The sequence below is a fragment of the Nonomuraea rhodomycinica genome (genome assembly GCF_013363995.1).
Lineage (GTDB): Bacteria > Actinomycetota > Actinomycetes > Streptosporangiales > Streptosporangiaceae > Nonomuraea > Nonomuraea rhodomycinica.
Genome location: NZ_JABWGO010000001.1, coordinates 638,850 through 663,137, shown reverse-complemented (window position 1 = coordinate 663,137; position 24,288 = coordinate 638,850). Strand labels below are relative to the sequence as shown.

Annotated in this window: 23 protein-coding genes; 8 read left to right on the top strand and 15 right to left on the bottom strand. The window is 73.9% G+C overall.

What is annotated here, in order from left to right; all coding sequences use genetic code 11:
• Positions 1-11 precede the first annotated feature (11 nt).
• On the top strand, positions 12-869 hold the full coding sequence (locus HT134_RS03195) for a TetR/AcrR family transcriptional regulator (RefSeq protein WP_246363531.1): 858 nt from the start codon (positions 12-14) through the stop codon (positions 867-869).
• Positions 870-878: 9 nt separating this feature from the next.
• Here the strand turns inward: HT134_RS03195 and HT134_RS03190 are convergent, their stop codons facing one another.
• From HT134_RS03190 to HT134_RS03170, 5 genes are all read right to left on the bottom strand, one after another.
• The gene (locus HT134_RS03190) at positions 879-2,441 is read right to left on the bottom strand and encodes an ABC transporter permease (RefSeq protein ID WP_175598721.1); all 1,563 of its coding nucleotides are present in this window, start codon (positions 2,439-2,441) and stop codon (positions 879-881) included.
• Positions 2,438-3,334, bottom strand: coding sequence for an ABC transporter ATP-binding protein (locus tag HT134_RS03185; protein WP_175600084.1), 897 nt, complete (start codon positions 3,332-3,334; stop codon positions 2,438-2,440). Before HT134_RS03185 ends, HT134_RS03190 begins: the two co-directional genes overlap by 4 nt.
• Positions 3,335-3,445: 111 nt before the next feature.
• Entirely contained in the window at positions 3,446-6,106 is a 2,661-nt protein-coding gene (locus HT134_RS03180) for an ATP-binding protein (RefSeq protein ID WP_175598720.1), read from the bottom strand.
• Positions 6,107-6,218: 112 nt separating this feature from the next.
• Positions 6,219-7,565 (bottom strand): sensor histidine kinase, encoded by a 1,347-nt coding sequence (locus tag HT134_RS03175; protein ID WP_175598719.1) that lies wholly within the window; start codon positions 7,563-7,565, stop codon positions 6,219-6,221.
• Complete coding sequence (locus HT134_RS03170; RefSeq protein ID WP_175598718.1) at positions 7,558-8,232, bottom strand: response regulator transcription factor; 675 nt, start codon at positions 8,230-8,232, stop codon at positions 7,558-7,560. Before HT134_RS03170 ends, HT134_RS03175 begins: the two co-directional genes overlap by 8 nt.
• Positions 8,233-8,378: 146 nt before the next feature.
• Here HT134_RS03170 and HT134_RS03165 point away from each other — a divergent pair, with 146 nt between their 5' ends.
• From HT134_RS03165 to HT134_RS03150, 4 genes are all read left to right on the top strand, one after another.
• Positions 8,379-9,626, top strand: a complete 1,248-nt coding sequence (locus HT134_RS03165; RefSeq protein WP_246363530.1) for a LolA family protein — start codon at positions 8,379-8,381, stop codon at positions 9,624-9,626.
• Positions 9,623-10,609, top strand: a complete 987-nt coding sequence (locus tag HT134_RS03160; RefSeq protein ID WP_312887939.1) for an ABC transporter ATP-binding protein — start codon at positions 9,623-9,625, stop codon at positions 10,607-10,609. The genes HT134_RS03165 and HT134_RS03160 overlap by 4 nt, the downstream gene beginning before the upstream one ends.
• Before the next feature lie 445 nt (positions 10,610-11,054).
• Positions 11,055-11,897, top strand: a complete 843-nt coding sequence (locus HT134_RS03155) for an ABC transporter permease (RefSeq protein WP_312887938.1) — start codon at positions 11,055-11,057, stop codon at positions 11,895-11,897.
• A 319-nt stretch (positions 11,898-12,216) separates the two neighbouring features.
• Complete coding sequence (locus HT134_RS03150) at positions 12,217-12,411, top strand: CsbD family protein (RefSeq protein WP_175598716.1); 195 nt, start codon at positions 12,217-12,219, stop codon at positions 12,409-12,411.
• 240 nt (positions 12,412-12,651) lie between these two features.
• Here the strand turns inward: HT134_RS03150 and HT134_RS03145 are convergent, their stop codons facing one another.
• The 4 genes from HT134_RS03145 to HT134_RS03130 form a co-directional block, all read right to left on the bottom strand.
• Complete coding sequence (locus tag HT134_RS03145; RefSeq protein ID WP_175598715.1) at positions 12,652-12,864, bottom strand: EF-hand domain-containing protein; 213 nt, start codon at positions 12,862-12,864, stop codon at positions 12,652-12,654.
• Positions 12,865-13,069: 205 nt separating this feature from the next.
• On the bottom strand, positions 13,070-13,816 hold the full coding sequence (locus HT134_RS03140) for a YcnI family copper-binding membrane protein (RefSeq protein WP_175598714.1): 747 nt from the start codon (positions 13,814-13,816) through the stop codon (positions 13,070-13,072).
• Between the two features lie 48 nt (positions 13,817-13,864).
• Positions 13,865-14,476, bottom strand: a complete 612-nt coding sequence (locus HT134_RS03135; RefSeq protein WP_175598713.1) for an MFS transporter — start codon at positions 14,474-14,476, stop codon at positions 13,865-13,867.
• A 389-nt stretch (positions 14,477-14,865) separates the two neighbouring features.
• Positions 14,866-15,822, bottom strand: a complete 957-nt coding sequence (locus HT134_RS03130; protein ID WP_175598712.1) for a rhamnogalacturonan acetylesterase — start codon at positions 15,820-15,822, stop codon at positions 14,866-14,868.
• Between the two features lie 157 nt (positions 15,823-15,979).
• Here HT134_RS03130 and HT134_RS03125 point away from each other — a divergent pair, with 157 nt between their 5' ends.
• A complete protein-coding gene (locus HT134_RS03125; protein ID WP_312887937.1) occupies positions 15,980-16,441 on the top strand; it encodes a hypothetical protein in 462 nt (153 codons plus the stop codon).
• A 43-nt stretch (positions 16,442-16,484) separates the two neighbouring features.
• Here the strand turns inward: HT134_RS03125 and HT134_RS03120 are convergent, their stop codons facing one another.
• From HT134_RS03120 to HT134_RS03110, 3 genes are read right to left on the bottom strand one after another with little or no spacing between them, the layout of a single operon-like run.
• Positions 16,485-17,255, bottom strand: coding sequence for an ABC transporter ATP-binding protein (locus HT134_RS03120; protein ID WP_175598710.1), 771 nt, complete (start codon positions 17,253-17,255; stop codon positions 16,485-16,487).
• 2 nt (positions 17,256-17,257) lie between these two features.
• A complete protein-coding gene (locus tag HT134_RS03115) occupies positions 17,258-18,046 on the bottom strand; it encodes an ABC transporter permease (protein WP_312887936.1) in 789 nt (262 codons plus the stop codon).
• A complete protein-coding gene (locus HT134_RS03110) occupies positions 18,039-18,935 on the bottom strand; it encodes an ABC transporter permease (protein ID WP_246363528.1) in 897 nt (298 codons plus the stop codon). Before HT134_RS03110 ends, HT134_RS03115 begins: the two co-directional genes overlap by 8 nt.
• Before the next feature lie 111 nt (positions 18,936-19,046).
• On the opposite strand from HT134_RS03110, the gene HT134_RS03105 reads away from it, so the two are divergent.
• Complete coding sequence (locus tag HT134_RS03105; protein ID WP_175598709.1) at positions 19,047-20,033, top strand: alpha/beta hydrolase; 987 nt, start codon at positions 19,047-19,049, stop codon at positions 20,031-20,033.
• Between the two features lie 78 nt (positions 20,034-20,111).
• Positions 20,112-20,945, top strand: a complete 834-nt coding sequence (locus tag HT134_RS03100) for a siderophore-interacting protein (protein WP_175598708.1) — start codon at positions 20,112-20,114, stop codon at positions 20,943-20,945.
• A 19-nt stretch (positions 20,946-20,964) separates the two neighbouring features.
• Here HT134_RS03100 and HT134_RS03095 read toward each other — a convergent pair whose 3' ends face one another.
• The 3 genes from HT134_RS03095 to aceA form a co-directional block, all read right to left on the bottom strand.
• Entirely contained in the window at positions 20,965-22,122 is a 1,158-nt protein-coding gene (locus HT134_RS03095; RefSeq protein WP_175598707.1) for a TolB family protein, read from the bottom strand.
• On the bottom strand, positions 22,119-22,628 hold the full coding sequence (locus HT134_RS03090; RefSeq protein WP_312887935.1) for a SigE family RNA polymerase sigma factor: 510 nt from the start codon (positions 22,626-22,628) through the stop codon (positions 22,119-22,121). The genes HT134_RS03095 and HT134_RS03090 overlap by 4 nt, the downstream gene beginning before the upstream one ends.
• 193 nt (positions 22,629-22,821) lie before the next feature.
• Positions 22,822-24,108: an isocitrate lyase gene (aceA, locus tag HT134_RS03085; protein WP_175598705.1), complete on the bottom strand. Its 1,287-nt coding sequence runs from the start codon at positions 24,106-24,108 to the stop codon at positions 22,822-22,824.
• Positions 24,109-24,288: the final 180 nt, after the last annotated feature.

Sequence of the window (24,288 nt, the reverse complement as noted above, 5' to 3'; positions counted from 1 at the left end):
ATACTGGCCGCATGGCAGAGGAAACGCCGGAGAGCGGCCTGGCCCGGCGCCGCAAGCGGCTGTCCGACGACGAGACCGCGCGGCGGATGCTCGCCGCCGCGGTCGCCAGGGTCGAGGAGGCCGGGCTGACGGTGAGCCTGGAGCACATCAGCTTCGAGGAGGTCATCCGTGACGCGGGCGTCGCCCGCAGCGCCGCCTACCGCCGCTGGCCCTACAAGGACCTGTTCTTCGGCGACCTGCTGCGCGAACTCGCCAGAGGCGCCAGCCCCGCCATCACCGACACGAATCCGGGCGCGGTGGAAACCGTGGCCCGCACCCTGCTCGCCTCGCTGCACTGGGCCCGCACGCCCGGCCTGCGCCGCGCACTGGCCGGAGAGGTGCTGCGGGAAAGCGCGCTCGGCGAGTTCGAGGCCTTCCACCGCTCGTCGGCCTGGCGCACCTACCTCGCGCTGCAGGCCACCTTCCGCGGCCTGCCCGACGGCGTCCTGCGCGCCGAGGTCCAGCAGTCCTTCGCCGAGTCCGAACGCTCGCTGGTCGCCGGCGTGGCAGCCGCCTACGCCCGGATGGCGACCCTGATCGGCCTGCGGCCGTGTGCCGGCGTCACCTTCGAGACCGCGGCCCGGACGGCGATCGCCACGTTGCGCGGACTCATCCTGATGGCGCCCGGCGACCCGGACCTCACCGTCCGGCGATTCCGGGCCAATCCGTTCGGCGCACCCGAGCCCGCCGAATGGTCGGAGCCCGCGCTGGCGATCGCGTCGGTGGTGCTCGCCCTGGTGGAGGCCGACCCCGACGTCCCATGGACCGACGAGCACGAGCGCTCCGTCGCCACACTGCTCAGGAGCGGCCGGTGGGCGGCGCGGGGCTGAGGGGCGCGCTCAGGCCAGTGCTCTGCGCCTCAGCGCGGCCATGCCGGTGGCGATGAGAGCGGCGGTGACGCCGACCATGATCAGGACGGGGGTGGCGGCGAAGGGCTCGCCCGACAGCACCATGGGCAGGTTGGGGAAGGGCACGGCGTACTTGGCGATCCAGTAGTCGAGGCCGAGGATCGGGCCGAGCACCTCGCCGAAGAGGTTGACGAACAGGTACGCGGCCCAGCTGATGGCCGCGGCGGCCCGGGGGAGCAGGCCGAAGGCGGCGACGCCGACGCCGGCCAGCACCCACACCGCGGGAATCTGGATCAGGGTGCCGCCCAGCACGCCGAGCACGTCACCGGCTGCGATCCCCATGGCCAGGCCGGCGACGGCGAGGATCCCGGCACTGCCGGCCAGGGCCAGCAGCAGGTGCCCGGCCGCCCAGCGCAGCCGGGCGACCGGCTGGGCGAGCAGCAGCTCGGCGCGTCCGGACTGTTCCTCGGCGCGCAGGCGCAGCAGCGCCAGCAGCGGGTACAGGGCGGCGACGTAACCCAGGCTGAGCGCCATCAGCCACAGGTAGGCGTCGGTCATGGTCGCCTCCGGCGAGGCGGTGTAACGGCGGAAGAACTCCTCCACCGCGGCGCCCTGACGCGAGACCTCCTGTATCGAGCCGGCCAGGGCGCCGAAGACCAGCCCGGCGACCGCGTAGCCGGCGACCCAGCCGATCAGCAGGCCCTTGTGCAACCGCCAGGCCAGCCTCAGCGGGGTGCGCAGCCATGTCGAACCGGCCGGGCCCGGACGCTCGGGGATCAGGCCGTGCCCCAGGTCGCGGCGGGCCGCCAACCGGTAGGCGACGGCGATGGCGGCGACGGTGCAGGCGAGGCTGAGCAGCAGGACGCCCACGTCGTTGGCGCCGTACGGTTTGACCAGGTGCGACCAGCCCTGCGGGGACAGCCACTTGAGCGCTGTGACGCCACTGCCGTCGGCGGCGAAGCGCAGCACGTAGCTGACGCCGAGGCCGAGCCCGGCCACGCCGATCGCGGTGCGGGCGGTCTGGGTGAGCTGCGCGGCCACGGCGCCCAGGGCCGCGAACACCGCGCCGGCGGCGGCGATCGCGGCGCCGAAGGCAGCCGAACCCGCGGCGTCGGCGCCGGTCGCGGTCATCGCGACGGCCGTCAGCGCACCGGCCAGCACGGCCGAGCCGCAGGTGACGGTGAGCGCCGCGGTCAGCGGTGCCCGACGGCCGACGACGGCCGCGCCGACCAGTTCCGCGCGGCCGGACTCCTCCTCGCCGCGGGTGTGCCGGATCACCGTGAGGATCATGATCAGAGCGAGGATGGTGTAGATGGCGTCGGCGTTCTTCCAGACCGCCATGCCGGCCGGAGTGGCGGAGGGAATCTCCCCGGCGAACGCGCTCAGCGCCTTGTTGGCGGCCATCTCCCGGGCGAAGGCGCCGATGTCGCCGATGCCGGTGGCGTAGCGCTTGACCTGCCCGGCCGCCAGTGCCACCAGCAGCAGCATCCAGAGCGGGGCGATGAGGCGTTCCCGGCGCAGGACGAGCTTGGTCAGGGTCCAGGTGCCGTTCATCGCTCCGCCTTCGCGCTCTCGTAGTGGCGCAGGAACAGGTCTTCCAGCGAAGGAGGGGCGCAGGTCAGATCGCGTACGCCGACGCGGATCAGCTCGGCCAGCGCCGCGTCCAACCGCGTGCGGTCCACCTCGAACTCGATGCGGTTGCCGTCGACCTTCACCCCGTACAGGTCCGGCATCCGGGCCAGGCCGTTGGGCGGCGAGGCCAGCTCGGCGCTGACCCGGCTGCGGGCCAGTCCGCGCAGCTGAGAGAGCGGACCGGCCTCCACCGTGCGGCCTCGCCGGATGATGGTGACGCGGTCGCAGAGCGCCTCGACCTCCGACAGGATGTGGCTGGACAGCAGCACGGTACGGCCGCGCGCCTTCTCCTCGGCCACGCACTGCTGGAAGACCGCCTCCATCAGCGGGTCCAGGCCGGCGGTGGGCTCGTCCAGGATGAGCAGCTCGGCGTCGGAGGCGAACGCCGCCACCAGGGCGACCTTCTGCCGGTTGCCCTTGGAATAGCTCTTGGCCTTCTTGCGCGGGTCCAGCTCGAACCGATCCAGCAGTTCCGCGCGTCGGGCCGGGGCCAGGCCGCCGCGCAGCCGTCCGAGCAGGTCGATCACCTCCCCGCCGGTCAGGCCCGGCCACAGGTTCACGTCGCCCGGCACGTACGCCAGCCGCTTGTGCAGCTCGGCCGCCTCACGCCACGGGTCGCCGCCCAGCAGCACGGTCCGGCCGGAGTCGGCGCGCAGCAGCCCCAGCAGAATCCTGATCGTGGTGGACTTGCCGGCGCCGTTCGGGCCGAGGAAGCCGTGCACCTCCCCCCGTCGCACACTCAGATCCAGCCCGTCCAACGCCCGGGTCCGGCCGAAGGACTTGGCCAGTCCCGCCACCTCGATGGCCGCTTCCATCACGCACCACGCTCCTCGTCTCGCGTTCTGTCGCAGATCCAGAACGGTAGGAGCGTGGATCATCACGCGGTATCGGGCACGTGACCCATCCGATGCCCAAGCCGTGCTCCGTCAGCCGAGCCGCAGCCGCGCCAGCTCCGCCCGGCTCGAGACACCGAGCTTGGGGAAGGCGCGGTAGAGGTGATGGCCGACGGTCTTGGGGCTGAGGAACAGCCGCGCGGCGATCTCCTTGTTCGTCGCGCCGGTCGCGGCGAGCCGGACGACCTGCAGCTCCTGCGGAGTGAGCTGCGCGATCGCGTCCGTCACGGCGTCAGGAGCGGAGCTCTCCCCCGCCGCGCGCAGCTCCGCGCGGGCGTGCTGCGCCCAGACCGTCGCACCCAGCCGCTCGAACCTCTCCAGCGCCTCGCGCAGGTGTGCGCGCGCCTCCGCCTTGTGGCGTTCGCGGCGCAGCCACTCCCCGTACAGCAGTTCCGTACGGGCCCGTTCGAACGGTCGCGCCTCGCCCTGCAGTGCCAGCGCCCTCGCGTACGCCGTGCCGTCCCCGCTCACCAGCGCGCGGCAGCGCTGCACCAGCCCCTCCTCCCAGGGCAGGCGCACGGCGTCCGCCCATCGCTCCAGCCGGGACAGCGGTCCGGCCGCCTGCTCGGGCCGCCCGAGCCGTACGGCCGCCTCCACCTGGTCGGCCGCGAAATGCACGCCAGGTCCCACGTGCCGGATCGGGCCGTTCGCGGCGGCCTCCAGCCGGTCCAGCACCGCCTGGTAACGGCCTCGTCCGAGATCGAGCAGCGCCAGCGCCCACTCGCACCACGCGGCCACGAGCGCGTTGGCGTGCGCGGGGAAGCGCTGCAGATTGCGCTCGGCCAGCCGCCTGCACCGCGCGTCGTCGCCGGCGACGGCGGCCAGGTACGCGAGCAGCGCCTCGGCCTGAGCCATCCGGCTGGGCTGGCCGATCTCGTCGGCGATCCGCAGCGCCTCGGTGGCGGAGGCCGTCGCGTCACGATAGCGGGCCAGGTTCGTCTCGGCGGTCGCCAGCGTGCACAGCACCGCGGGCAGCCGTCCGACGGCGCCGCTCGCGCGCAGCTCGTCCGCCAAACCGGCCATGATGTCGCAGGTGTCGTCGTAGTCGCCGGTCAGCAGCGCCTGCAGCGCCACGTTCAGCCGGAGCCCGGGCGGCCCGGTCCGTCCCTGCGCGATGTGGTCGCGAAGCAGCGCCGCGCCCTCGGCCGCCTCGTCCGAGTACAGCTTCAGCGCGCCGCCGATGGACTCGACCAGCTTCCGCCTGTACGGATCCGGCGGAAGCTCACGCAACATCCGGTACGCCTGCGCGACCCTCCCCGGGGCGCCGGCCGACCAGGACGCCCGCGCCGCGTCCGTCAGCATCGACGCGGCCACGTCCGCTTCGAGCGGCGCGACCCGTCGCGCCGCCGCGACGAGCACCTCGTGCACCGTGCGCAGTGAGCCGTGCTCGAATTCCACCCGCGCCCGCACCGTCGCGATGCGCGCCAGCGCGCGGGCGTCGTCGGTGAGCCGCAGCGCCTGACCGGCGAGGTGCCGGGCGCGGTCGGGGAGTCCCGCGTCCACGGCGACCTCGGCGGCGAGGGCCAGCCGTCGCGCGCGCCCCGCCTCGTCCGAGGTGAGCCGGGCGGCCCGTTCCAGCGCCGCGACGGCCGTGGCGTGGCCGGAGCGGCGGCTGGCCCGCAGGGCCGCCGCCTCCAGATCCGCCGCCACCTGCTCGTCCGGACCGGTGGCGGCCGCCGCCCGGTGCCAGGCCGCACGGTCGGGGTCGTCGGCCAGCGCGTCCGCGAGGGCGGCGTGCGCGGTCAGCCGGTCGGTGAACGGCACGCCGCGGTAGGCCGCCGTGCGGATCATCGGGTGCCGGAAGACGACCTTCTGCTCCTCCACGATGATGAGTCCTTCGTCCTCGGCCGCCGCCAGCGCGCCCGGCGCCAGCCCCAGCCCCGCCATGGCACGCAGTGTGGTCGCGAGTGCGCCGCTCTCCTCCGCCGCCGCCAGCAGGAGTGCCGTACGGGTCGGCGCGGGGAGCCGGGAGATGCGCCGCCGGTAGGCGTCCTGCAGACGCAGCGGCAGGGGCAGCGGCCCGGGGGCGCCGGCATCGGTGCGGGGCAGTTCCAGCAGAGCCAGCGGGTTGCCGTCCGCCTCCGACAGCACCCGGTCGCGCACGTGGGCGGGCAGATCGGGAGCGTGCTCGGCCAGCAACGCCCGCGCGGCCACCGGGGTCAGCCGCTTCAGCTCCAGCTCGGGTACGCCGGGAACGGCGACCCCCTCCCGGGCCGCGAACAGGAGGAACACCGCCTCGGCCGCCAGGCGGCGGGCGGCGAACGCCAGGGCCTCGGACGAGGGGCGGTCCAGCCACTGGGCGTCGTCCACCAGGCACAGCACCGGCTTGTCCGCGGCCAGCTCCGCCAGGAGCGACACCGTGGCCAGACCCACCAGGAAGCGGTTGTCGCCGCCAGGCGCGGACAGCCCCAGCGCCGACCGCAGAGCCTCCGCCTGAGGATCGGGGATGCCGGGCAGGTGCCGCATCGCGCCGGACAACAGGGCCTGCAGCGCCGCGAACGGCAGCTCGGCCTCGCTCTCCACACCCGTGCAGCTCAGTACCCGGAAGTCCTTGGCCGAGCCCGCCCACCGCAGGAGCGCCGACTTCCCACCGCCCGGCTCGCCCAGGACCACGACGGCGCCGCCCCGGCCGGACGCGGCCTCCTCCAGGAGCCGGTCGAGCTCCCCCTGCTCCCGCTCCCGCCCGTACAGCATCAGGCTCTCCCTGCACTCACATGTCCGGTGATCTGACGCCCGGGCAGCATACGCGCCCCCGTCGCCCGGACACCGCCGCGGGCCTCCGGCCCGTCCGCTCCGCGGTGCAGCGCTAGGCGGCCGGTGGCAGGCGCACCACCGCGCGCAGCCCCGGCCCCGCGTCCTCCAGGTGGACCGTGCCGCCGTGGGCGCGCACCGTCTCCCGCACGATCGCCAGCCCCAGCCCCGCCCCGCCCTCGTCGCGGCTGCGCCCCGAGTCGAGCCGCGTGAACCGGTTGAACACCCGCTCCCGGTCCGCCTCCGGGATGCCCGGCCCGTCGTCGGTCACCGTCAGCACCCCGTCGCGCGTCAGCGTCACCTCCACCGTGGAGGAGGTGTGCCGGACCGCGTTGTCGACCAGGTTCGTCAGCACGCGGCTCAGGTCGAGGGCGTCGCCCCGCACCACCACCGGGTCGCACACGGTCAGCCGCGCCTCGCCGTACCGGTCGACGGTCTGCCGCACCACCGCGTCCAGGTCGACCGGTTCGCTGCGCGCGGGCACCCCGCCGCGCTCGTCCAGCCGGGCCAGCGCGAGCAGGTCCTCGGCCAGCCGCGACAGCCGCATCGCGTCCTCCAGCACGCCCTCGGCCGTCTCCGGCCAGTCCTGCCCCTCCGGGTGGCCGAGCGCCACCTCCAGCTGCAGCCGGATGCTGGCCAGGGGGCTGCGCAGCTCGTGCGCCGCGTCGGACACCAGCGCCCGCTGCCGCTGCTCGGCCTCCTCCAGCCGGGCCAGCATGCCGTTCAGCGTGACGGCCAGCGAGTGGACCTCGTCGCGCGACTCCGGCACGGGCAGCCGCCGCGAGCGGGCCGTGTGGGTGATCTCGGCCGCGCCCCGGCGCAGCGCCGCGATCGGCCGCAGCGTCCGGCCGATGATCAGCCAGCTCGCCAGGGCCAGCACCACGACGAGCAGCGGCGTGCCGACCAGCAGCACGCGCCCCGCCGTGCCGACGCTGGTCTGGATCTCGCCCACGGGCCGGGCCGCCAGCACCGTGCGCCCGTGGTCGGCGCTGACCGCCACGACGCGCAGCGGCCCCGGGATCGCGTACGGCCGGCCGTCCATGAAGCGGGCCGTGCCCTCGCGCAGCACCCGCGCCCGCTCGCGGACGCCCAGCAGCGGCACCAGCCGGTCGGTGCCGTACGTGGCGTGCGTGATGCGGCCCGAGGCGTCGATCACCTGCACGATCGTGCCGTCGTTGGTGGTGATCGGGTTGGTCAGGGTGCCCGCGTCGGCGTGGACGCGCACCGTCTGGGCCTGCTGCCACGTCGTCCCGTCGATGGTGTCGACCAGCGCCCGGTCGAGCACGTTCAGCAGCACCGACGCCGACAGCGCGAGCGCCGCCGCGAGCACCGCGGCGGCCACGACGGTCAGCCGGAAGCGCAGCCCCTGCCGCCGCCACCACGCCAGCGGGGTGTCAGCCACCGTCGCCGGCCAGCCGGTAGCCCGCGCCGCGCACGGTCTGCAGGGAGTTGCGGCCGAACGGGCCGTCGAGCTTGCGGCGCAGGTAGCCGACGTACACCTCGACCACGTTGGGGTCGGTGTCGAAGGTGTCCCAGACGTGCTCCAGGATCTCCGCCTTCGACACCACCTCGTCGCGCCGCCGCATCAGGTACTCCAGCAGCGCGAACTCGCGGGGCGTCAGCTCCACCGGCGTCTCGCCGCGCTGCACCTTGCGCCGCGCCGGGTCGAGCGACAGGTCGCCGGCCGTCAGCACCGCCGGCCGCCGCCCCGCGTCGCGCCGCAGCAGCGCGCGCAGCCGCGCCACCAGCACCACGTACGAGAACGGCTTGGTCAGGTAGTCGTCGGCGCCCAGGTCGAGCCCGTCGGCCATGTCGTACTCGCCGTCCTTGGCCGACAGCATGAGGATCGGCACCCAGTTGTCCTCGGCGCGCAGCCGCTTGCACACGTTGTAGCCCGACAGGCGCGGCAGCATGATGTCCAGCACCACCACGTCGTAGTCGCCCTGCCGGGCCAGGTGCAGCCCCTCCTCGCCGTCGTGGGCGAGGTCGACGGCGAAGCCCTCGGCCTGCAGCCCGCGCTGCAACGCCGCCGCCATCCGCCGCTCGTCCTCGACGACCAGTACTCTCATGCGCCCCATCCTCCCGTGCCCGTCCTGTGACGCGGCTGAGAAGCCTGAGAGCCGTCTCAGCCGGTCTCAGGCTCCTCAAAGGATGCATGACGCAGGCTGCGGTCATCGACATACCGTTGAGGAGTGAGATGCGTAAAGGCACGTTCGTGAGGTGGGGAGTCCCGATCGCGGCGGCGGCCGTCATCGGGGGAGCGCTCGGCGCCGGTCCCGTCATCGCCGCCGTCAGCGGCGAGCCCGCGCTGCCGGAGCGGACGGCGCAGCAGCTGCTCGCCGACGCCGTGGCGGCCTCCCGGGGCAAGGACGGCCCGCCCCCGATGTCCGGAACCGTCCAGCAGACCGCGTCGCTCGGGCTGCCCGCCCTGCCGCAGACCGGCGGCGAGTCGCCGCTGACGCTGCTGTCGGGCTCGCACGAGATCAAGGTCTGGTACGGCTCCAGGGACCGGTTGCGCGTGGCCATGCCGACCCAGATGAACGAGACCGACCTGATCGTCAACGGCGGCCAGACCTGGTACTGGGACAGCGCGGCCAACACCGCCACCCGCGTCAAGCTGGAGGCGGGCCAGGACGGCCGGACCGCGCCCAGGCCGCACGACATGGCGGCGTCCACGCCGGCGGCGACGACCCCGCAGGCCATGGCCGAGCAGCTGCTGGCGCGGGTCGGCGAGTACAGCGTGGTCAGCGTGGCCAACACCGACAAGGTGGCCGGCCGCCCCGTCTACCAGCTCGTCGTGGCCCCCAAGGACGCGGCCTCGCTGGTGAAGGAGGTGCGGCTCTCGCTCGACGGCGAGACGTATGTGCCGCTCCAGGTGCAGGTGTTCGCCAAGGGCTCGCCCGAGCCGGCGTTCCAGCTCGGCTTCACCCAGGTCACGTTCAGCCCGCCGGCCGACGAGAACTTCACCTTCACCCCGCCCGCCGGGGCGAAGGTCAAGGAGACCACGATCGGCGCCGGGCAGCGCGTGGAGGAGCGCGAGCAGGCCGAGAAGGCCCGCAAGGCCGCCGCCGACCGGCTGAACGTCGTCGGCAAGGGCTGGACCAGCGTCGCGGTGGTCAAGCTGTCGCCGGACGACCTCAAGGCCCTGCAGAACGGCCTGCGGCCCGGCCAGGACGCCCGCGACGGCCAGGGCTCCCAGGACGGCCAGGACAGTCAGGGCCTCCAGGACAGTCAGGGCCTTCAGGACAGCCAGGGCCTTCAGGGCCGTAAGGGGCCCGACGCCGGAGAGGCCGCCGCGATCGCCGACGGGCTGCTCAAGGCGGCCAAGCCCGTGAGCGGCACGTGGGGCTCCGGCAGGCTGATCACGACGAAGCTCGTCACCGCGCTGATGACCGACGACGGGCGCCTGCTCGTCGGCGCCGTCACCCCGGAGGAGATCATCAAGGCGGCGGGAGTCAAGTGACCTCCGTCATGCTCGACGCGGGGGCGCCCTTCGGGGCGGCCCCGCCCTCCGCCCGGCCCGCGATCGTCACGCGCGGGCTCACCAAGCGGTTCCGCGGCGGTCAGGTCGCGGTCGACGCGCTCGACCTGAGCGTGCCGCGCGGAGCGGTCTACGGGTTCCTCGGGCCGAACGGCTCCGGCAAGACCACGACCATCCGCATGCTGCTCGGCCTCGTCGCGCCCACCTCCGGGGAGCACGAGCTGCTGGGGCTGCCGCTGGGCGAGGCGCTGCCCCGGGTGGGGGCACTGGTCGAGGGGCCGGCCTTCTACCCGTACCTGTCGGGCGAGGCCAACCTGCGCCGCTTCGACGCCGCCGACCCGGCCGCGCCGCGCGCCACCGTGCGGCGGCGCGTCGCCGAGGCGCTGGACCGGGTCGGCCTGACGGCCGCGGCGGCCAAGCGCTACCGCACCTACTCGCTCGGCATGCGCCAGCGGCTGGCCATCGCCGCCGCCCTGCTCGGGCCGCGCGAGCTGCTCATCCTGGACGAGCCGACGAACGGGCTCGACCCGCAGGGCACCCGCGAGGTGCGCTCCCTGGTCAAGGAGATCGCGGCCGGCGGCACCACCGTGTTCGTCTCGTCGCACCTGCTGGCCGAGGTGGAGCAGATGTGCACGCACGCGGCCGTCATGCGGGCCGGCCGGCTCGTCGCCCAGGGGTCGATGGCCTCGCTGGGCGGAGGCCAGGTCCCGCGCGTCCGCGTGCGGACGCCCGACACGGCCGACGCGCTGCGCGTCCTGCGCTCGCTGGGCCTGGCGGACGTGCGCGCCGACGGCCCGGAGCCGGGCGACGGGGTGAGCGCCGAGCTCGGCGGGGTCGCGCCCGAGCGGGTGAACGCCGCCCTGGTGGGCGAGGGCGTGGCCGTGCGGGGGTTCGCGGTCGAACGGCCGAGCCTGGAGGACGTGTTCGTGAGACTGACGGGAGAGGGATTCGATGTCGACGGCTGAGACGCGCGAGACGCGCCCCCGGCGCACCCCGGGCCTCGTCCCGGTCTCCGAGACGCTGCGCACGACCAGCCGGCCGGCTCCTTCCGACACGGCCGACCCCGCCCCGGCTGGGACCACCGCCCCCGCCGGGACCGCCGATGCCGCCGGGACCACCGCCTCCGCCGGGACCGCCGATGCCGCTGGGACCACCGCTCCCGCCGGGACCGCCGATGCCGTTGGGACCACCGCTGCCGCCGGGACCGCCGACGCGACCGGATCGACCGGATCGACCGGATCCGCCATATACGCCGCATCCGCCGGGGGAGGCCGTGCCCCCGAGACCGCCGGAGTCGCTGAGGGAGGGCGCGCCCGCGAGGCCGCCGGAGTCGCTGAGGGAGACCGCGCCCCTGGGGCCGCCGGAACCGTCGGAAGCGCGGACGTCATCGACCTCGCCGGGCCGCCGCCGGTGCGCCGGTTCGGTTCGTTCTGGCGGTTGCTCGGCTCCGAGCTGGGCCTGACCTTCCGCCGCCCGCGCAACCTCGTGATGCTCGCCGTGCTGGCCAGCGTGCCCGTCATCCTGGGCGTCGCGCTGCGCCTGGTCACCGACGACATGGACGCCTCGGGGCGGGGCGGCGGGATGGGCGGCCTCGTCGCGTCCGTCGCGGGCAACAGCCTCATGCTGGCCTTCGCGTCGCTGTCGTTCCTCGTGGTGCTGCTCATGCCGGTCGCCGTGAGCGTGGTGGCGGGCGACGCGATCGCCGGCGAGGCGGGCGGGGGCACCCTGCGCTACCTGCTGGCGGCCCCGGCCGGGCGCACCCGGCTGCTGACGGTGAAGTACCTGAACGCGGTCGTCTTCTCCTTCGCCATCGCCGCCGTCGTGGCGCTGTCCGCCCTGGTGACGGGCCTGGCGCTGTTCCCGGTCGGGCCGGTGACGCTGCTGTCGGGCACCACCGTGTCCGTGGCCGACGGGCTGCTGCGCGTGCTCATCAGCGTCGGGTACGTCGGGGCCGGGATGGCCGCGCTGGCGGCCGTGGCGCTGGCGCTGTCCACGTTCACCGAGGTGCCGATCGGGGCCATCGCGGGCACCGTGGTCCTCGTCATCGTCGCGCAGGTGCTGCGGGCCGTGCCGCAACTGGAGGCGATCAACCCGTACCTGCTGCCGACCTGGCTGACGCGCTTCGACGGGGCGCTGCGCGACCCGGTCGACCTGGGCGCGATGCGCGACGGGCTGCTGGCGTTCGGCGCGTACATCCTGCTGTTCGGCTCGGTGGCGTGGGCCCGCTTCACCGGCAAGGACATCACGTCCTGAACCGCCCTCGGGGACGGACGGCGGGGCGCGCGACGCGCGGCGGGGCCGGAGAGCCTGCCCCCGCGCGGCTCTCCGGCCCCTGACCCGGTGTCCGCGCAGCTCGCGCGCGGTCCGGGCACGAGGTGTCGATGCCCGATAACGATCCGCGTATGGGTGGTCACGTCCCGATGTGGGGGACGTCACACCGGCGAAGAGGGCGTACCCGGGTGTTTCCGGCGGCGTCCTCCGGATAGAGGGAGGGCCTCGGGGACGGAGCCCGGGCGCCTGGCGCCGAGCCGGCGTCCGCCGGACCCGACCAGACCTTCGGAAGGACATCGACATGGGAACGGACGACAAGATCTCCAACAAGGCGGAGGAGTTGAAGGGCCGCGCCAAGGAGAACGTCGGCGACCTCACCGACGACGAGGATCTCCAGGCTGAGGGCCGCGCCGACCAGGCGGAGGGAAGCCTGAAGCAGGCCGGCGAGAAGGTGAAGGACGCCGGCCGCAAGGTCAAGGACGCCTTCAAGAAGTGACCTGACCCGGCCGCCGCCATCACGAGGTGACCGGCCCGGCGGGCGCCGTCGCGACGTGGTCCGGCCCGGCGGACTTGTCCGCGACGCGACCGGCCCGGCGGACGCCTTCGTGACGTGACCGGCCTGGCCCAGGCGGACGACCGTGCCCGCCCCGCGGCGCCGATCCCCGGAAAGCGATCGGCGCCGCGGGAGCCGGGCACGGCGTCGGTTACGGCGCCGGTCGCGGCGCCGGTGACAGCGTCACGGCATCAGCCGGATGAACTCCTCCAGCGAGAACCGCCCGTCGCCGTCCGCGTCCCCGGTGTCGCGCAGCGCGGGCATCGCCTCGGCCGGCAGCTCGGGGAAGTGCGCCCGGAACTCCGCCTCGGTGATGTAGCCGTCGCCGTCGCCGTCGAGCGAGGCGAACTCCCTCTTCAGCCGGGCCAGCCGCTCATCTGTCACGTCCTCGGACATGGTCCATCGCCTTTCGGTCGGGGGCCGCCTTTCCGGACAACCTAGCGACCCCGCCGCGGCCCGCCGCCACGAGGGCGGCCGGGCGGCGCGGCGGCAGCGCGCCAGGGCCGTCCAGCAGGACGGCGGCGGCGCGAGGAGGACAGGAGGGACAACGGCAGCGCGCCGGCCCCGGTCAGGAGGGACGGGGGCAGCGCGCCGGCGCGGGTCAGGAGGGGCGGCGGCGCAGGGCCAGGACCGCGACCACGATCCCGATCACGCCCACCAGCAGCCCCGCCCCGCCCAGCAGGCGCGCCGTGCCGTCGGAGGCCGACGACGCCGCGACCAGCCGGGGCGCGTCCGAGGGGGCGCCGGCGGGTGAGGCGGCCGCGTGACCGTCCGCCGGAGCGCCGGACTTGGCGGCGGCCGGGGTGAGCTTGAGCACCGGAGCCGGGTGCTCCGCCTCCGTGCCGTCGCTCTTGGGGGCGTCCGCCCAGTTCACGACCTCGCCGCCGGAGTACGTCTGCTTGGTCGGGAACGCGAGCTGGTCGACGCCCTCGGGCAGCTTGCCCATGGACACCTCGAACTCCTGGAACTCGCCCTTGGAGATCTTCCCGCCCGACCAGACGACCGTGGAGACGGCCTCGGTCAGGTCGCCGTACTCGGTCTTGACCGGGGTCGGCAGCTTGCTCTCGGTGACCTTGACCGTCCAGCCCGGCACGGGCTTGACCGAGACGAACGCCAGCGGGTGGTCGGTGGGGAAGGTGACCTCGACGCGCACGGTCGAGGCGTCGTCGCGCTCGTTCGGCACCCGGAACGCGACCTTGGTGAACCCGCCCTGCTCGGCGCTGGCGGGGTTGATCGTGACGTGCGCGAGGGCGGGCAGCGCGGTGGCCACGGTGACGGCCGCCACGGCGGCGAGCATGGTCGCGGCACGACGGCCGAAGGACCGCCCGGAGGGCATGGCGAAGGACATGACGAAGCTCCACGTGTGAAAAGGGGAATGGGAAAGGGATGTCAGAGGTCAGGCGGTACGTGGAGGACCGCGCCTGGCCAGACAGTGCCGCAGGGCCGGGTCGGGGGGAACGGCGCGTACGCGCACCACGGGGGGCGCCTGCCGCGCGGACGGCGTCGCCGGGAACACCCCGGCGAGCAGCACGCGTGCGAGGCGGCGTCCCAGGCCGTCGTGGAGGCGGCGCAGCAGCGACCACAGCGCGGCCTCGCCGCGCGCCAGCCACCAGCCGGTGAGGAGCGTGGCCGTCAGGTGCGCGGCCAGCATGCCGGCGTCGACCGCGAGGCCCCGGCCGGCGGGCGCTCCGGCGCCGACGGCCAGGCTCATCCCGCCGGCGGGGGAGCCGTGCGGGTGGACGGAGACGTAGCCGGTGGGGCCGCCGGCGCCGAACAGCTCGTGCAGGACGGCCTGCGCGGCGACCAGCGCGAGATTGATCGTCAGCGGCTGCCGCTCCCTGCCGCCCAGCGCGAGCGCCAGGAGGCAGGCCGCGCCGAGCCCGAGGGCCGCCGTGCCGGGTGCGGGCGCCGTCCCGCCGCCCGCCACGTGCGCCACCGACGCCAGGACGACGCAGACGGCGGCGAAGACGGCCGTCCGCGCGAGTCTGAGGGGAAGGCGAGCGCGCATGCGGCCTCCATGCTCTCACGGGGGGTGCCCGCCGCACCCCCTAACCGCGAACGGGGGCCGGTCACGACATAGGGGGCTCTGCCCTCTCAGCGTGCTATCCGCGTCCGCGGATCTGCGCGACGTTCCCCGAACCCGGTCGGCGAGGCGTCCTGTATCCGCGCCCGGACGTCCTTCAGCGCCCAGGCCGGTGCGGCCCGCCGACCGTCGAGGCCGCGCAGAAGAGTCCCCTTGAAGATTCTCACCGCTGGGCATTTCCGCTGGTGCTCACGCCAGGATTCCGTTCACGCCGGTCGAGCCTTCTCACGGTCCGTCCTCGGCTCACTTGACGGCTTGCGTCTTCGGAAGGCGTCCGGGCGGAGCGAGGGCCTTTGGCCACAGGGCACGGTGGTTCAGGGTGCCCAGAAGCGGTCGGCGACGAGGCCGAGGCGGCGGAGGCCGGCCGCGACCAGGTCGGCGAAGATCGTGGCGCCGTGCTCGGAGGTGTGCGTGTCGTCCTGCTTCTCCCGGGTGAGGTAGAGCTCCTCGGCCGCCTGCGGGCCGAGCGCCTCGACGAGCCGGCGGCTGTCGTCCGTGAGGTCGATCAACGGCACGCCCTCGGCGGCGGCCACGGCGCGCATCTCGGCCGGCAGGTCCACGCCGCGTTCGTTCACGATCAGCCCGGTGGGGCCGAGCGCCGCGCCGTCGAACCGCCGCCGCACGATCGGCGTGACGAGGACCGGCGTGCCGCCCCTGGCGGTGATCCCGCGCGTGATCCGGGTGAGGTTGTCCCGGTACGCGGCGGCGGTGGCCTGCTTGTCGTTGTGCCCGAACTGGATGAGCGCCACGTCGCCGGGCCGTACCTGGGGCTCCATCGCGGCCCACAGCTCCGGCTTGGCGAGGAAGGACGCGGCGCTCTCGCTGGAGCCCGAGTGGTTGACCACGGACAGGCCGCGCCCGAAGTGGCGGGGCAGCCGCTGTCCCCAGCCCGTGTACGGGGCGTGCGCCTGGTCGGTGACGGTCGAGTCCCCGGCCAGGAAGAGCGCCACCGGGCCGCCCGGCGCCCTCCCGACGTCCCGCACCTCGACGGCCCGCACCTCGACGTCCCGCACCTCAGGGGTCGCGCCGGTGAAGGTCAGCGTCAGGCCCGGCGTCCCCGGGCCGTCCCAGCCGTTCTGCTGGGCCTCCGGGGTGCGGACGTTGACGGTGAACGTACGGCGGTGCCAGCCCCCGTCCGGGGACGCCCGCGCCATGAGCCGCCGCGCCTCGGCCAGCACCTCGGTGCCGCCCCTGACGACCACGGTCACGTCGTAGTGGCCGGGCGGCACGTCGAAGGTGCGGACGGTTGCCTCGTTCGCGGGTTCGGGCATGCGGCGACTCCCCTTCCGGAGGGAAAGCTGTGGTAAGCGCTTTCCGTCTTGATGTCGGATTATGCCGTGCGATGCTGGCCAATGCGTGGCCGATTCGCGTCCGATGTCGCTAGGGTCATCCCGATTGCGTCGACATGAGGTGAGTACGTTGCGGCATGTGGGTGGTTTATTGCTCGGCCTGGTCGTGACGGCGGCCCTGGTCGGGGGTGGGGGATGGGCGATCCAGCAGGCGCTGGGCGCCGCGCAGCCGCCCGCGGGCCAGAAGCTCTGGATCGCGCTCGGCGCGATGGCCGCCGTGGGCCTGGTGACGGGGCTGGTGGTGGCGGGACGGGTCTCGCCGCTGGCGACGTTCCTGCCGTCGATGGCGCTGCTGGCCTGGACGGTCGTGTACGCGCTGGACATGAACCGCGCCCTGTCCTACATCCCGGCGGAGCCGTCGGTGAACGAGATCGTGCGCGAGGCCGGGCAGGGCGCCAGGATGCTGCTCACCTCGGGGGTGTTCGCGCTGCTGGGCGTGGCGCTGTTCATCCCGGTGCTGATCCCGTCGCGCTGGGCGCGCCGCTACGACGATGACGACGACGACGAGTACGAGGAGAGCCGGCAGGGCGGCTACTACTGACGGACCGACTGAGGGCCCGGCCCGGAACGGGCCCTCACGGCGCTCACACGGGTTCGACCGGGGGCGGGGCGGCCCGTCCGCGCGTGTAGAGGCGGGTGACGACCTCCTCGATCGTGGCCGGCCCGGGAGCGGTGGCCATGAGGTCGCCGACGCTGCCGTCGAAGGCCAGCCGGCCGTGGTCGATGAGCAGGACCCGGCGGCACAGCCGCTCGACGTCGCCGAGGTCGTGCGTGGTCAGCAGCACGGTGGTGCCCCGCTCGGCGTTGACCCGCAGCAGGAACGACCGGATGCCGGCCTTGCTGACCACGTCGAGGCCGATGGTCGGCTCGTCGAGCACCAGCACCTCGGGGTCGTGCAGCAGCGCGGCGGCCAGGTCGCCGCGCATCCGCTGGCCCAGGCTGAGCTGCCGCACCGGCGTGCGGGCGAACCCGCCGAGGTCCAGGGCCTCGGTCAGCTCGTCCAGCCGGGCCGCGAACAGCTTGCGATCTACTTTGTAAAGGAGCCGGACCAGCTCGAAGCTGTCCCGCAGCGGCAGGTCCCACCACAGCGTCGTCCGCTGCCCGAACACCACGCCGATGCGCCGCGCCAGGGCCGTCCGCGCCCGCGACGGGTCGAGCCCGGCCACCCGCACCCGCCCGGAGGTGGGGGTGAGGATGCCGCACAGCATCTTGATCGTGGTGGACTTGCCGGCGCCGTTCGGGCCGAGGCAGCCGACGAACTCGCCCGGCTCGATCCGGAACGACAGGTCGCGCACGGCGTGGACGACGGAGCCCCGCACCTTGAAGGCGCGCCCGGCCCGCTCTGTCTCGATCATGGTCAACTCCCCGTGGATCGGTAGTGCCTGATGCCCTGCCGCCAGGCCAGCCCGGCCAGCAGGGCGAGGACGGCGGCCGCGACCGGGCCGAGGAACCGGACGAAGCCGGGCGTGCCGAAGGGGTCGTCCCGGTCCAGCACGTACAGGGCGGGCTGCCAGTTGACGAACGCCAGCGGCAGCACGTACGTGACCCCGCGCACGAGGTCGCGGCCGTACACGCTGAGGGGGTACTGGGTGAGCTGCCCGCCGCCGTACGTGAAGGAGTTGATCACCTCCGGGGCGTCGGTGAGGAGGAACTGGGCGGCCCCGCCGAGCGTCCAGATCGCGGCGAAGATGACGGTGCCGGTGGCCAGCATGACGGGGACCATCCACAGCCTCCCCGCGTCCAGGTCGAGGACGGCCAGCGCGTAGCCGAGGACGGCGGCGGCCTGGAGCACCCGCCCGGCGCGGGTGGGGGCGAAGCGGTCGGCGGCGAGCTGGATCCAGGTGCCGACCGGGCGCACCAGCATCGTGTCCAGGGTGCCGGCCCTGATGTGCTGGCTGACCCGGTCCACGTTGCTGACGAGCAGGTCGCAGAGCGCGAACGGCAGGCCGGCCGCGCCGTACAGGAACAGGACCTCGTCGCGGGTGAAGCCGGCCAGCGCCGTGGTGTGGGAGAAGATGACGAGGATGACGGCCACGTCGGTGGCGGTGACGCACACCCCGAGCACCACCATGAGCGCGAACGAGGCGCGGTAGGCCATGGCGGCGCGGGTCCACGTCCAGGCGAGCAGCGCGTACGTCCTAACCACCCTGGATCACCACCCGGTGGCGCACGGCGCGGGTGGCCAGGGCGCCGAGCGCGAGCAGCGCGGCGCCCCACGCCGCCTGGAAGGCGAGGGTGGGACCGGCGGGGGCGGTGCCGAGGTAGACGTCGGCGGGCGCCTGCGCCATGGCCGCCCACGGCAGCGCCCGCACCAGCTCGCCCAGCGCGCCGGGGAACAGCGTGAGGGGCACCATCATGCCGCTGAGCAGGGTGGTCAGCAGCATGGAGCAGACCATGACGCCCCGGTCGTCGGCCAGCCAGCACACCGACAGGCACACGAGGTAGCGCCAGGCGAAGCTGACGACCACCCCGGCCGTGACGCAGGCGAGGACGCCGGCCCAGCGTGCCGGGTCCCGCGGCACGGTGATGCCGAAGACGGCGGCGCCGGCGAGCATCGGCGGCAGGCCGCGCAGGAGCAGCTGGTAGGCGGCCCGGCCGAGGTCCTCGGCCAGCAGCCAGAGCTGGAGCGGCGCCGGGCGGACGAGGTCGAGCGCGATGTCGCCGGTGCGGATGCGTTCGGGCAGGGTCAGGCCGCCGCCGAGGAGCTGCATCGGCCCGATGAACGCCTGGGTGACGAAGCAGAACGTGACGGCGGCGGTGACGTCGTAGCCGGCCAGGCCGGGCCTGGCCTGCCAGAGCGCGATGAGGATGTAGGCGCGCAGCACGCCGAAGACGCTGTTGGTGAAGGCCCCGGCCAGGGCCGCACCGACATAGGTGGCGTGCTTGCGGAAGCCGTACCCGGCGAGCCGGGCGTAGAGGGAGAAGGAGACGCACCTCCGGAGGGTGATGGCACGGTGACATGCCGTGCCCGGGCCCGCGCGCGGGCCGGCCAGTGGGAGCCCTGGATTATGGTCCGCACGCCGCGGCGACGGCAACGGATTTACCGCCCGGCATCGAGAGCCCGGGGAGGGCGGGTGGGGGACGAGTTTCTTACTCGTTGGTAGATCGGTGTTCCGCGGGGAAGGGACTTCCTCGGAGGGCCGAACATGCACATCGACAGGGACGTCACTCCGGACTATCCCCTCAGCTGGCAGGCGCGCGCGGTCATCGGCGTGATGCACGGCACGCTCAAGCCGGCGTCCATCCTGTTCCTGCGGCACGCGCTGGCCCTGGACTGCGCCGCCCGCCTCGGCGACGTCGTCAACCTGCTCCCGCTGCGCCTGCCGGGCCACGTCACGATCACTCCGGCGGGCTTCTCGGCCTGCGGCGGCGAGTGGGTGCGGGCCGGTGAGGGGCTGGACGAGCGCAAGGTCGTGCTGTACTTCCACGGCGGCGGCTACTTCTCCTGCTCGCCGGCGACGCACCGGCCGATCACCTGGCGGCTGTCGCGCGTGGCCATGCGGCCGGTGCTGGCCCTCGACTACCGGCAGGGCCCGGTGCACACGCTCGCCGACTCCCTGTCCGACGCGCTGGACGCGTACCGGTGCCTGCTCGATCAGGGGTACGCCGCCGAGGACGTCATCCTCGCGGGCGACTCCGCCGGCGGGCACCTCACGCTGGCCAGCCTCCTGGCGCTGCGCGACCGGGAGCTGCCGCTGCCCGGCGCGGCCGTGTGCCTGTCACCCTGGACCGACCTGACCGACTTCCCCCGCCGCGCCAACCGCTGGCAGGACCCGTTGCTGCCGGCCGGCCGGGTGCGCTGGCTCGCCCGCCGCTGGACCGCCGGCCTGGACCCCTGCGACCCGCTGGTGTCGCCGGTGCTCGGTGACTTCTCGGGGCTGCCGCCGCTGATGATCCTGACGGGTTCGACGGAGGTGCTGCGGGACGAGGCCCGCCGGGTCGCCGTCCGGGCGCGGCGGGCCGGGGTGCCGGTGCGCTACGAGGAGTGGCGGCGGATGCCGCACTGCTTCCCGATCCTGGCGGACGTGGTGCCGGAGGCGCGGACGGCGTTCCGGCACATGGGCGAGTTCCTGGCGGCGGTGGGCGCCCTGGAGGAGAACCCGCCGGCCGAGGACGCCGGCGCCGCCGCCTGACCCCCGCACCTCCGGACTGTGACGCCGCCGGTCGGGTATGGGTTAGGGTTACCTAAGTAAGAGCGGAAGGGTAGGTGTATGTCCGGCAAGCCGAGAGACCACCATCGCGGCGTCGTCCTGCGCACGGAGCGGCTCACCCCGCACATGATCCGCGTCGTGGTGGGCGGTGACGACCTGCGCGACTTCGCCACCTCCGGGCTCACCGACCACTACGTCAAGCTGGTCTTCCCGCACGAGGGCGTCGAGTATCCCGAGCCGTTCAGCGTCCAGAACGTCCGTGCGAGCATGCCCCGGGAGCTGTGGCCCCGGCTGCGCAGCTACACCGTGCGCGCCTGGGACCCGGACGCGGGCGAGCTGACCATCGACTTCGTCCACCACGGCGACAAGGGCCTGGCCGGCCCATGGGCGGCCCGCGCCGTGCCCGGCGACGAGCTGCTCATGCTGGGGCCCGGCGGCGGCTACGCCCCCGACGCGGCGGCCGGCTGGCACCTGCTCGCCGGCGACGAGAGCGCGCTGCCCGCGATCCTCGCCTCGGTCGAGGCGCTGCCCGCGGGCGCCCTGGCGTACGTGCTGGTCGAGGTGGAGGGGCCGGACGAGGAGCAGAAGATCGAGACGGTGGCCGACGCCCGCGTGACCTGGCTGCACCGCGGCGGCCGCCCGGTCGGCGAGGCGCTGGTCGAGGCGGTGTGCCGGCTGGAGTTCCCGGAGGGCGACGTGCACGCGTTCGTCCACGGCGAGGCGGGCTTCGTCCGGCGGCTGCGCCACCACCTGCGCATCGAGCGGCGGGTGCCGCTGGAGCGGCTGTCCATCTCCGGCTACTGGCGCTCCGGCGTGGACGACGAGGCGTGGCGGGCGGTCAAGAAGGAGTGGAACCGGCAGATCGAGGCCGAGGAGGCGGCCGCCCTGGGCTGATCGCCTCCCCGGCATCCGGTCACGGGATCTTGGTGAGGTCCACGAGACGCATCCGGCCCTGGACGGTGTAGTGCATCAGTCTCTGCCCCATGTTGGGCACGAGGCCGAGCATGGAGGAGCGCGCGATCCCCAGGACGGCGGACCTGCCGGTCCTCCTGTCGCGCAGAACTTCCAGCGCCTGTCCGCTCCCCTTCACCAGCTCGGCGCAGAACCGGCCGGGCGTCACCGTCTGCGGTCGGTCCGCGCACGGGTCCGGCCGCTCCTGCGAGCCGTCACGCAGCCGCGTGAACCCGCCGCGGACGGTCCAGCCGGCGCAGACCTCCAGACCGCACCGGATCGACTCGTCCCCCGGCCGGGTGAACGCCGTGTCGGTCTCGCCGGTCTGCACGTTGCGGATGGTGCCGAACATCGGCTCGCCCTTGGCGCTGGCCATGCCGGGCCGGCCGATCCACGGCCATGCCAGCAGGTGACTGTCCGCACCGCCCTTGACGGGTTTCACCGTCCCGCCCCGCAAAGGAACGGTGAACACCCCGCCCTCCTGCACCGAGAACACGATCCGGTCGCCGGCCACGGCCATGGCGTCGACGCCCCCGTCGTCCATGGGGAGGCCGGCCACGACGCGGGCCGGGCCGCCCGACAAGGGAGCCGACCAGAGCTGCCCCCGGCCGTTCCCCGGCACCGTCCACCACATCACCCGGCCGCCACCCGCCACCAGGCCCTCAGGGAACAGCGCTGTCTCCTTCGGCAGGTCGGTGATCTTCCGGGCGTCCCCGGCCCTGACGTCGTAGGCGTAGACGGCGTCCGGCAGCTTGGTCCTGTCCTCCGGCGTCACCAGGAGCGTCCGGTCGTCGATGAACTGGTACGGCCGGAACGCGCGCCCGTCCGGCAGCGTGGCCGGCAGGTCGTGGATCGCCTGCGGCCACACCTTCTCGATGGCGGGCGGAAGTGTCGCCGTGGGCGGGGCGGCGGGCATCGCCCGCGGCGTCCCGTCCTTCAGCGCGAACGCCGTCCCGCCCAAGACAGCCACGACCGCCGCCGTGGCCAGCATCGCCCGGGTCCGGTTGCGGCGCCTGCGGTAGCGGGCCTCGACCGTGCCGGTCAGCGTGGCCGGCGCCTGCGGGGCCTGCCCGGCCGCGCCGGCGAGCGTCCTGCGCAGGGCTTCCTCGAGCTGGCTCATCGCGCCTCTCCTCGGGTGGTGGGGACGGCGGATTCCGCGGGCACGGAGTCGCGGAGCTTGGCCAGGGCGCGGGCGGCCTGGCTGCGCACGGTGCCGCGCGAGACGCCCAGCACGCGGGCGATCTCCTCGTCGGTGAGCTGCTCGTAGTAGCGCAGCACGATCACCGCCCGCTGCCGGCGCGGCAGTCCGGCCAGCGCGTGCCACAGCCGCTGCTCGTCCCCGTCGGGCAGCGTGTCGTGGTGCGCGCGTTCGGGCGGGTCCCAGGCCAGCTGCTCGCGCCGGCGCCGGCGCCAGGCGCGAAGGTGCAGCCTGGCCATCGTCGTGCGCGCGTAACTCTCCGGGTTGTCCTTCAGCCGTACCCGCGCCCAGGAGGCGCGCAGCTTGACCAGCGCCTCCTGCACCAGGTCGGCGGCGTCGTGCGGGTTCCCGGCGAGCACGTATCCGTACCGCAGCAGCGCGTCGCCGCGTTCGGCGACGAACTCCGCGAAACGGGGGTCTCGGTCCACGTGCGTCAGCCCTTCGTCGTCTTGGTCACCTCCCAGAGACATCAGGTGCGGAAACTGTTGCACGGTTCCGCGCGGAAGATCGGGCACGCGAAAGGGCCGCGCCGATCCGGGGGGAGATCGGCGCGGCCCTTGGTCGCCGGGGAACCCTCCCATGCCCTGGAGGTGGCCGGCGAGTCAGGAGGCCCCTGGACGGTCAGTGGGCCGCGGCGAACTGCTCCTCTTCCGTCGAGCCCTTGAGCGCGGTCGTCGAGGAGTCGGGCGCGACCGCCGTGCTGACCAGGTCGAAGTAGCCGGTGCCGACCTCGCGCTGGTGCCGGGTGGCGGTGTAGCCGCGGGCCTCGGCGGCGAACTCGGCCTCCTGGAGGTCCACGTACGCGCTCATGCCGTGGTGGGCGTACCCCTGGGCGAGGTCGAACATCGAGTAGTTGAGCGAGTGGAAGCCGGCCAGCGTGATGAACTGGAACTTGTACCCCATGTGGCCCAGTTCCTTCTGGAACTTGGCGATCGTGGAGTCGTCGAGGTGCTTCTTCCAGTTGAACGACGGCGAGCAGTTGTAGGCGAGCATCTGGTCCGGGTATTCGGCCTTGATCGCCTCGGCGAACTCGCGGGCGACGTCGAGGTCGGGCGTGCCGGTCTCCATCCACAGCAGGTCGGAGTGCGGCGCGTAGGCCAGGCCGCGGGCGATGCACGCCTGGACGCCGTTGCGCACCCGGTAGAAGCCCTCCGGCGTGCGCTCGCCGGTGGTGAAGCGCTGGTCGCGGGGGTCCACGTCGCTGGTCAGGAGCGTCGCGGCCTGGGCGTCGGTCCGCGCGATGATCAGGGACGGGACTCCGGCCACGTCGGCGGCGAGCCGGGCGGCGTTGAGCGTCTTGACGTGCTGGCCGGTCGGGATCAGCACCTTGCCGCCGAGGTGGCCGCACTTCTTCTCGGAGGCGAGCTGGTCCTCCCAGTGCACGCCCGCCGCGCCGGCGGCGATCATGCCCTTCATCAGCTCGAAGGCGTTCAGCACGCCGCCGAAGCCGGCCTCGGCGTCGGCCACGATGGGCGCCAGCCAGTCCCGCTGCTCGCCCTCGGACCAGGAGATCTGGTCGGCGCGCAGCAGGGCGTTGTTGATGCGCCGCACGACGGCGGGCACCGAGTTGGCCGGGTACAGGCTCTGGTCGGGGTAGGTGTGCCCGCCGAGGTTGGCGTCGGCGGCGACCTGCCAGCCGGACAGGTAGATGGCCTTCAGTCCGGCGCGCACCTGCTGGACGGCCTGGTTGCCGGTCAGCGCGCCGAGCGCGTGCACGTAGTCCTCGGTGTGCAGCAGCCGCCACAGCTTCTCGGCGCCGAGCCGGGCGAGGGTGTGCTCCTCCTGGACGCTGCCCCGCAGCCGGATCACGTCCTCGGCGCTGTAGGTCCGCTCGACGCCCTCCCACCGAGGGTCGTTCTCCCACTCTTCGCGCAGCTGCTCCGCAGCTCCCTTGAGGCGATCGTTCATGTTTCCACTCCTTTGTCGTCCCCTGGGGCCTGTGTCGAGTCTGTGCCCCGGAAACGCTTGATCGACAGGCCGGATGCGTCAGAAAAATCGCGAAATTTCACGTATTGCTGATTACTGATGGGTATTCGGGACAGAAGAAATCACGACTTTTCCCGTTGGACTAGACCAATCGGGTGCGCA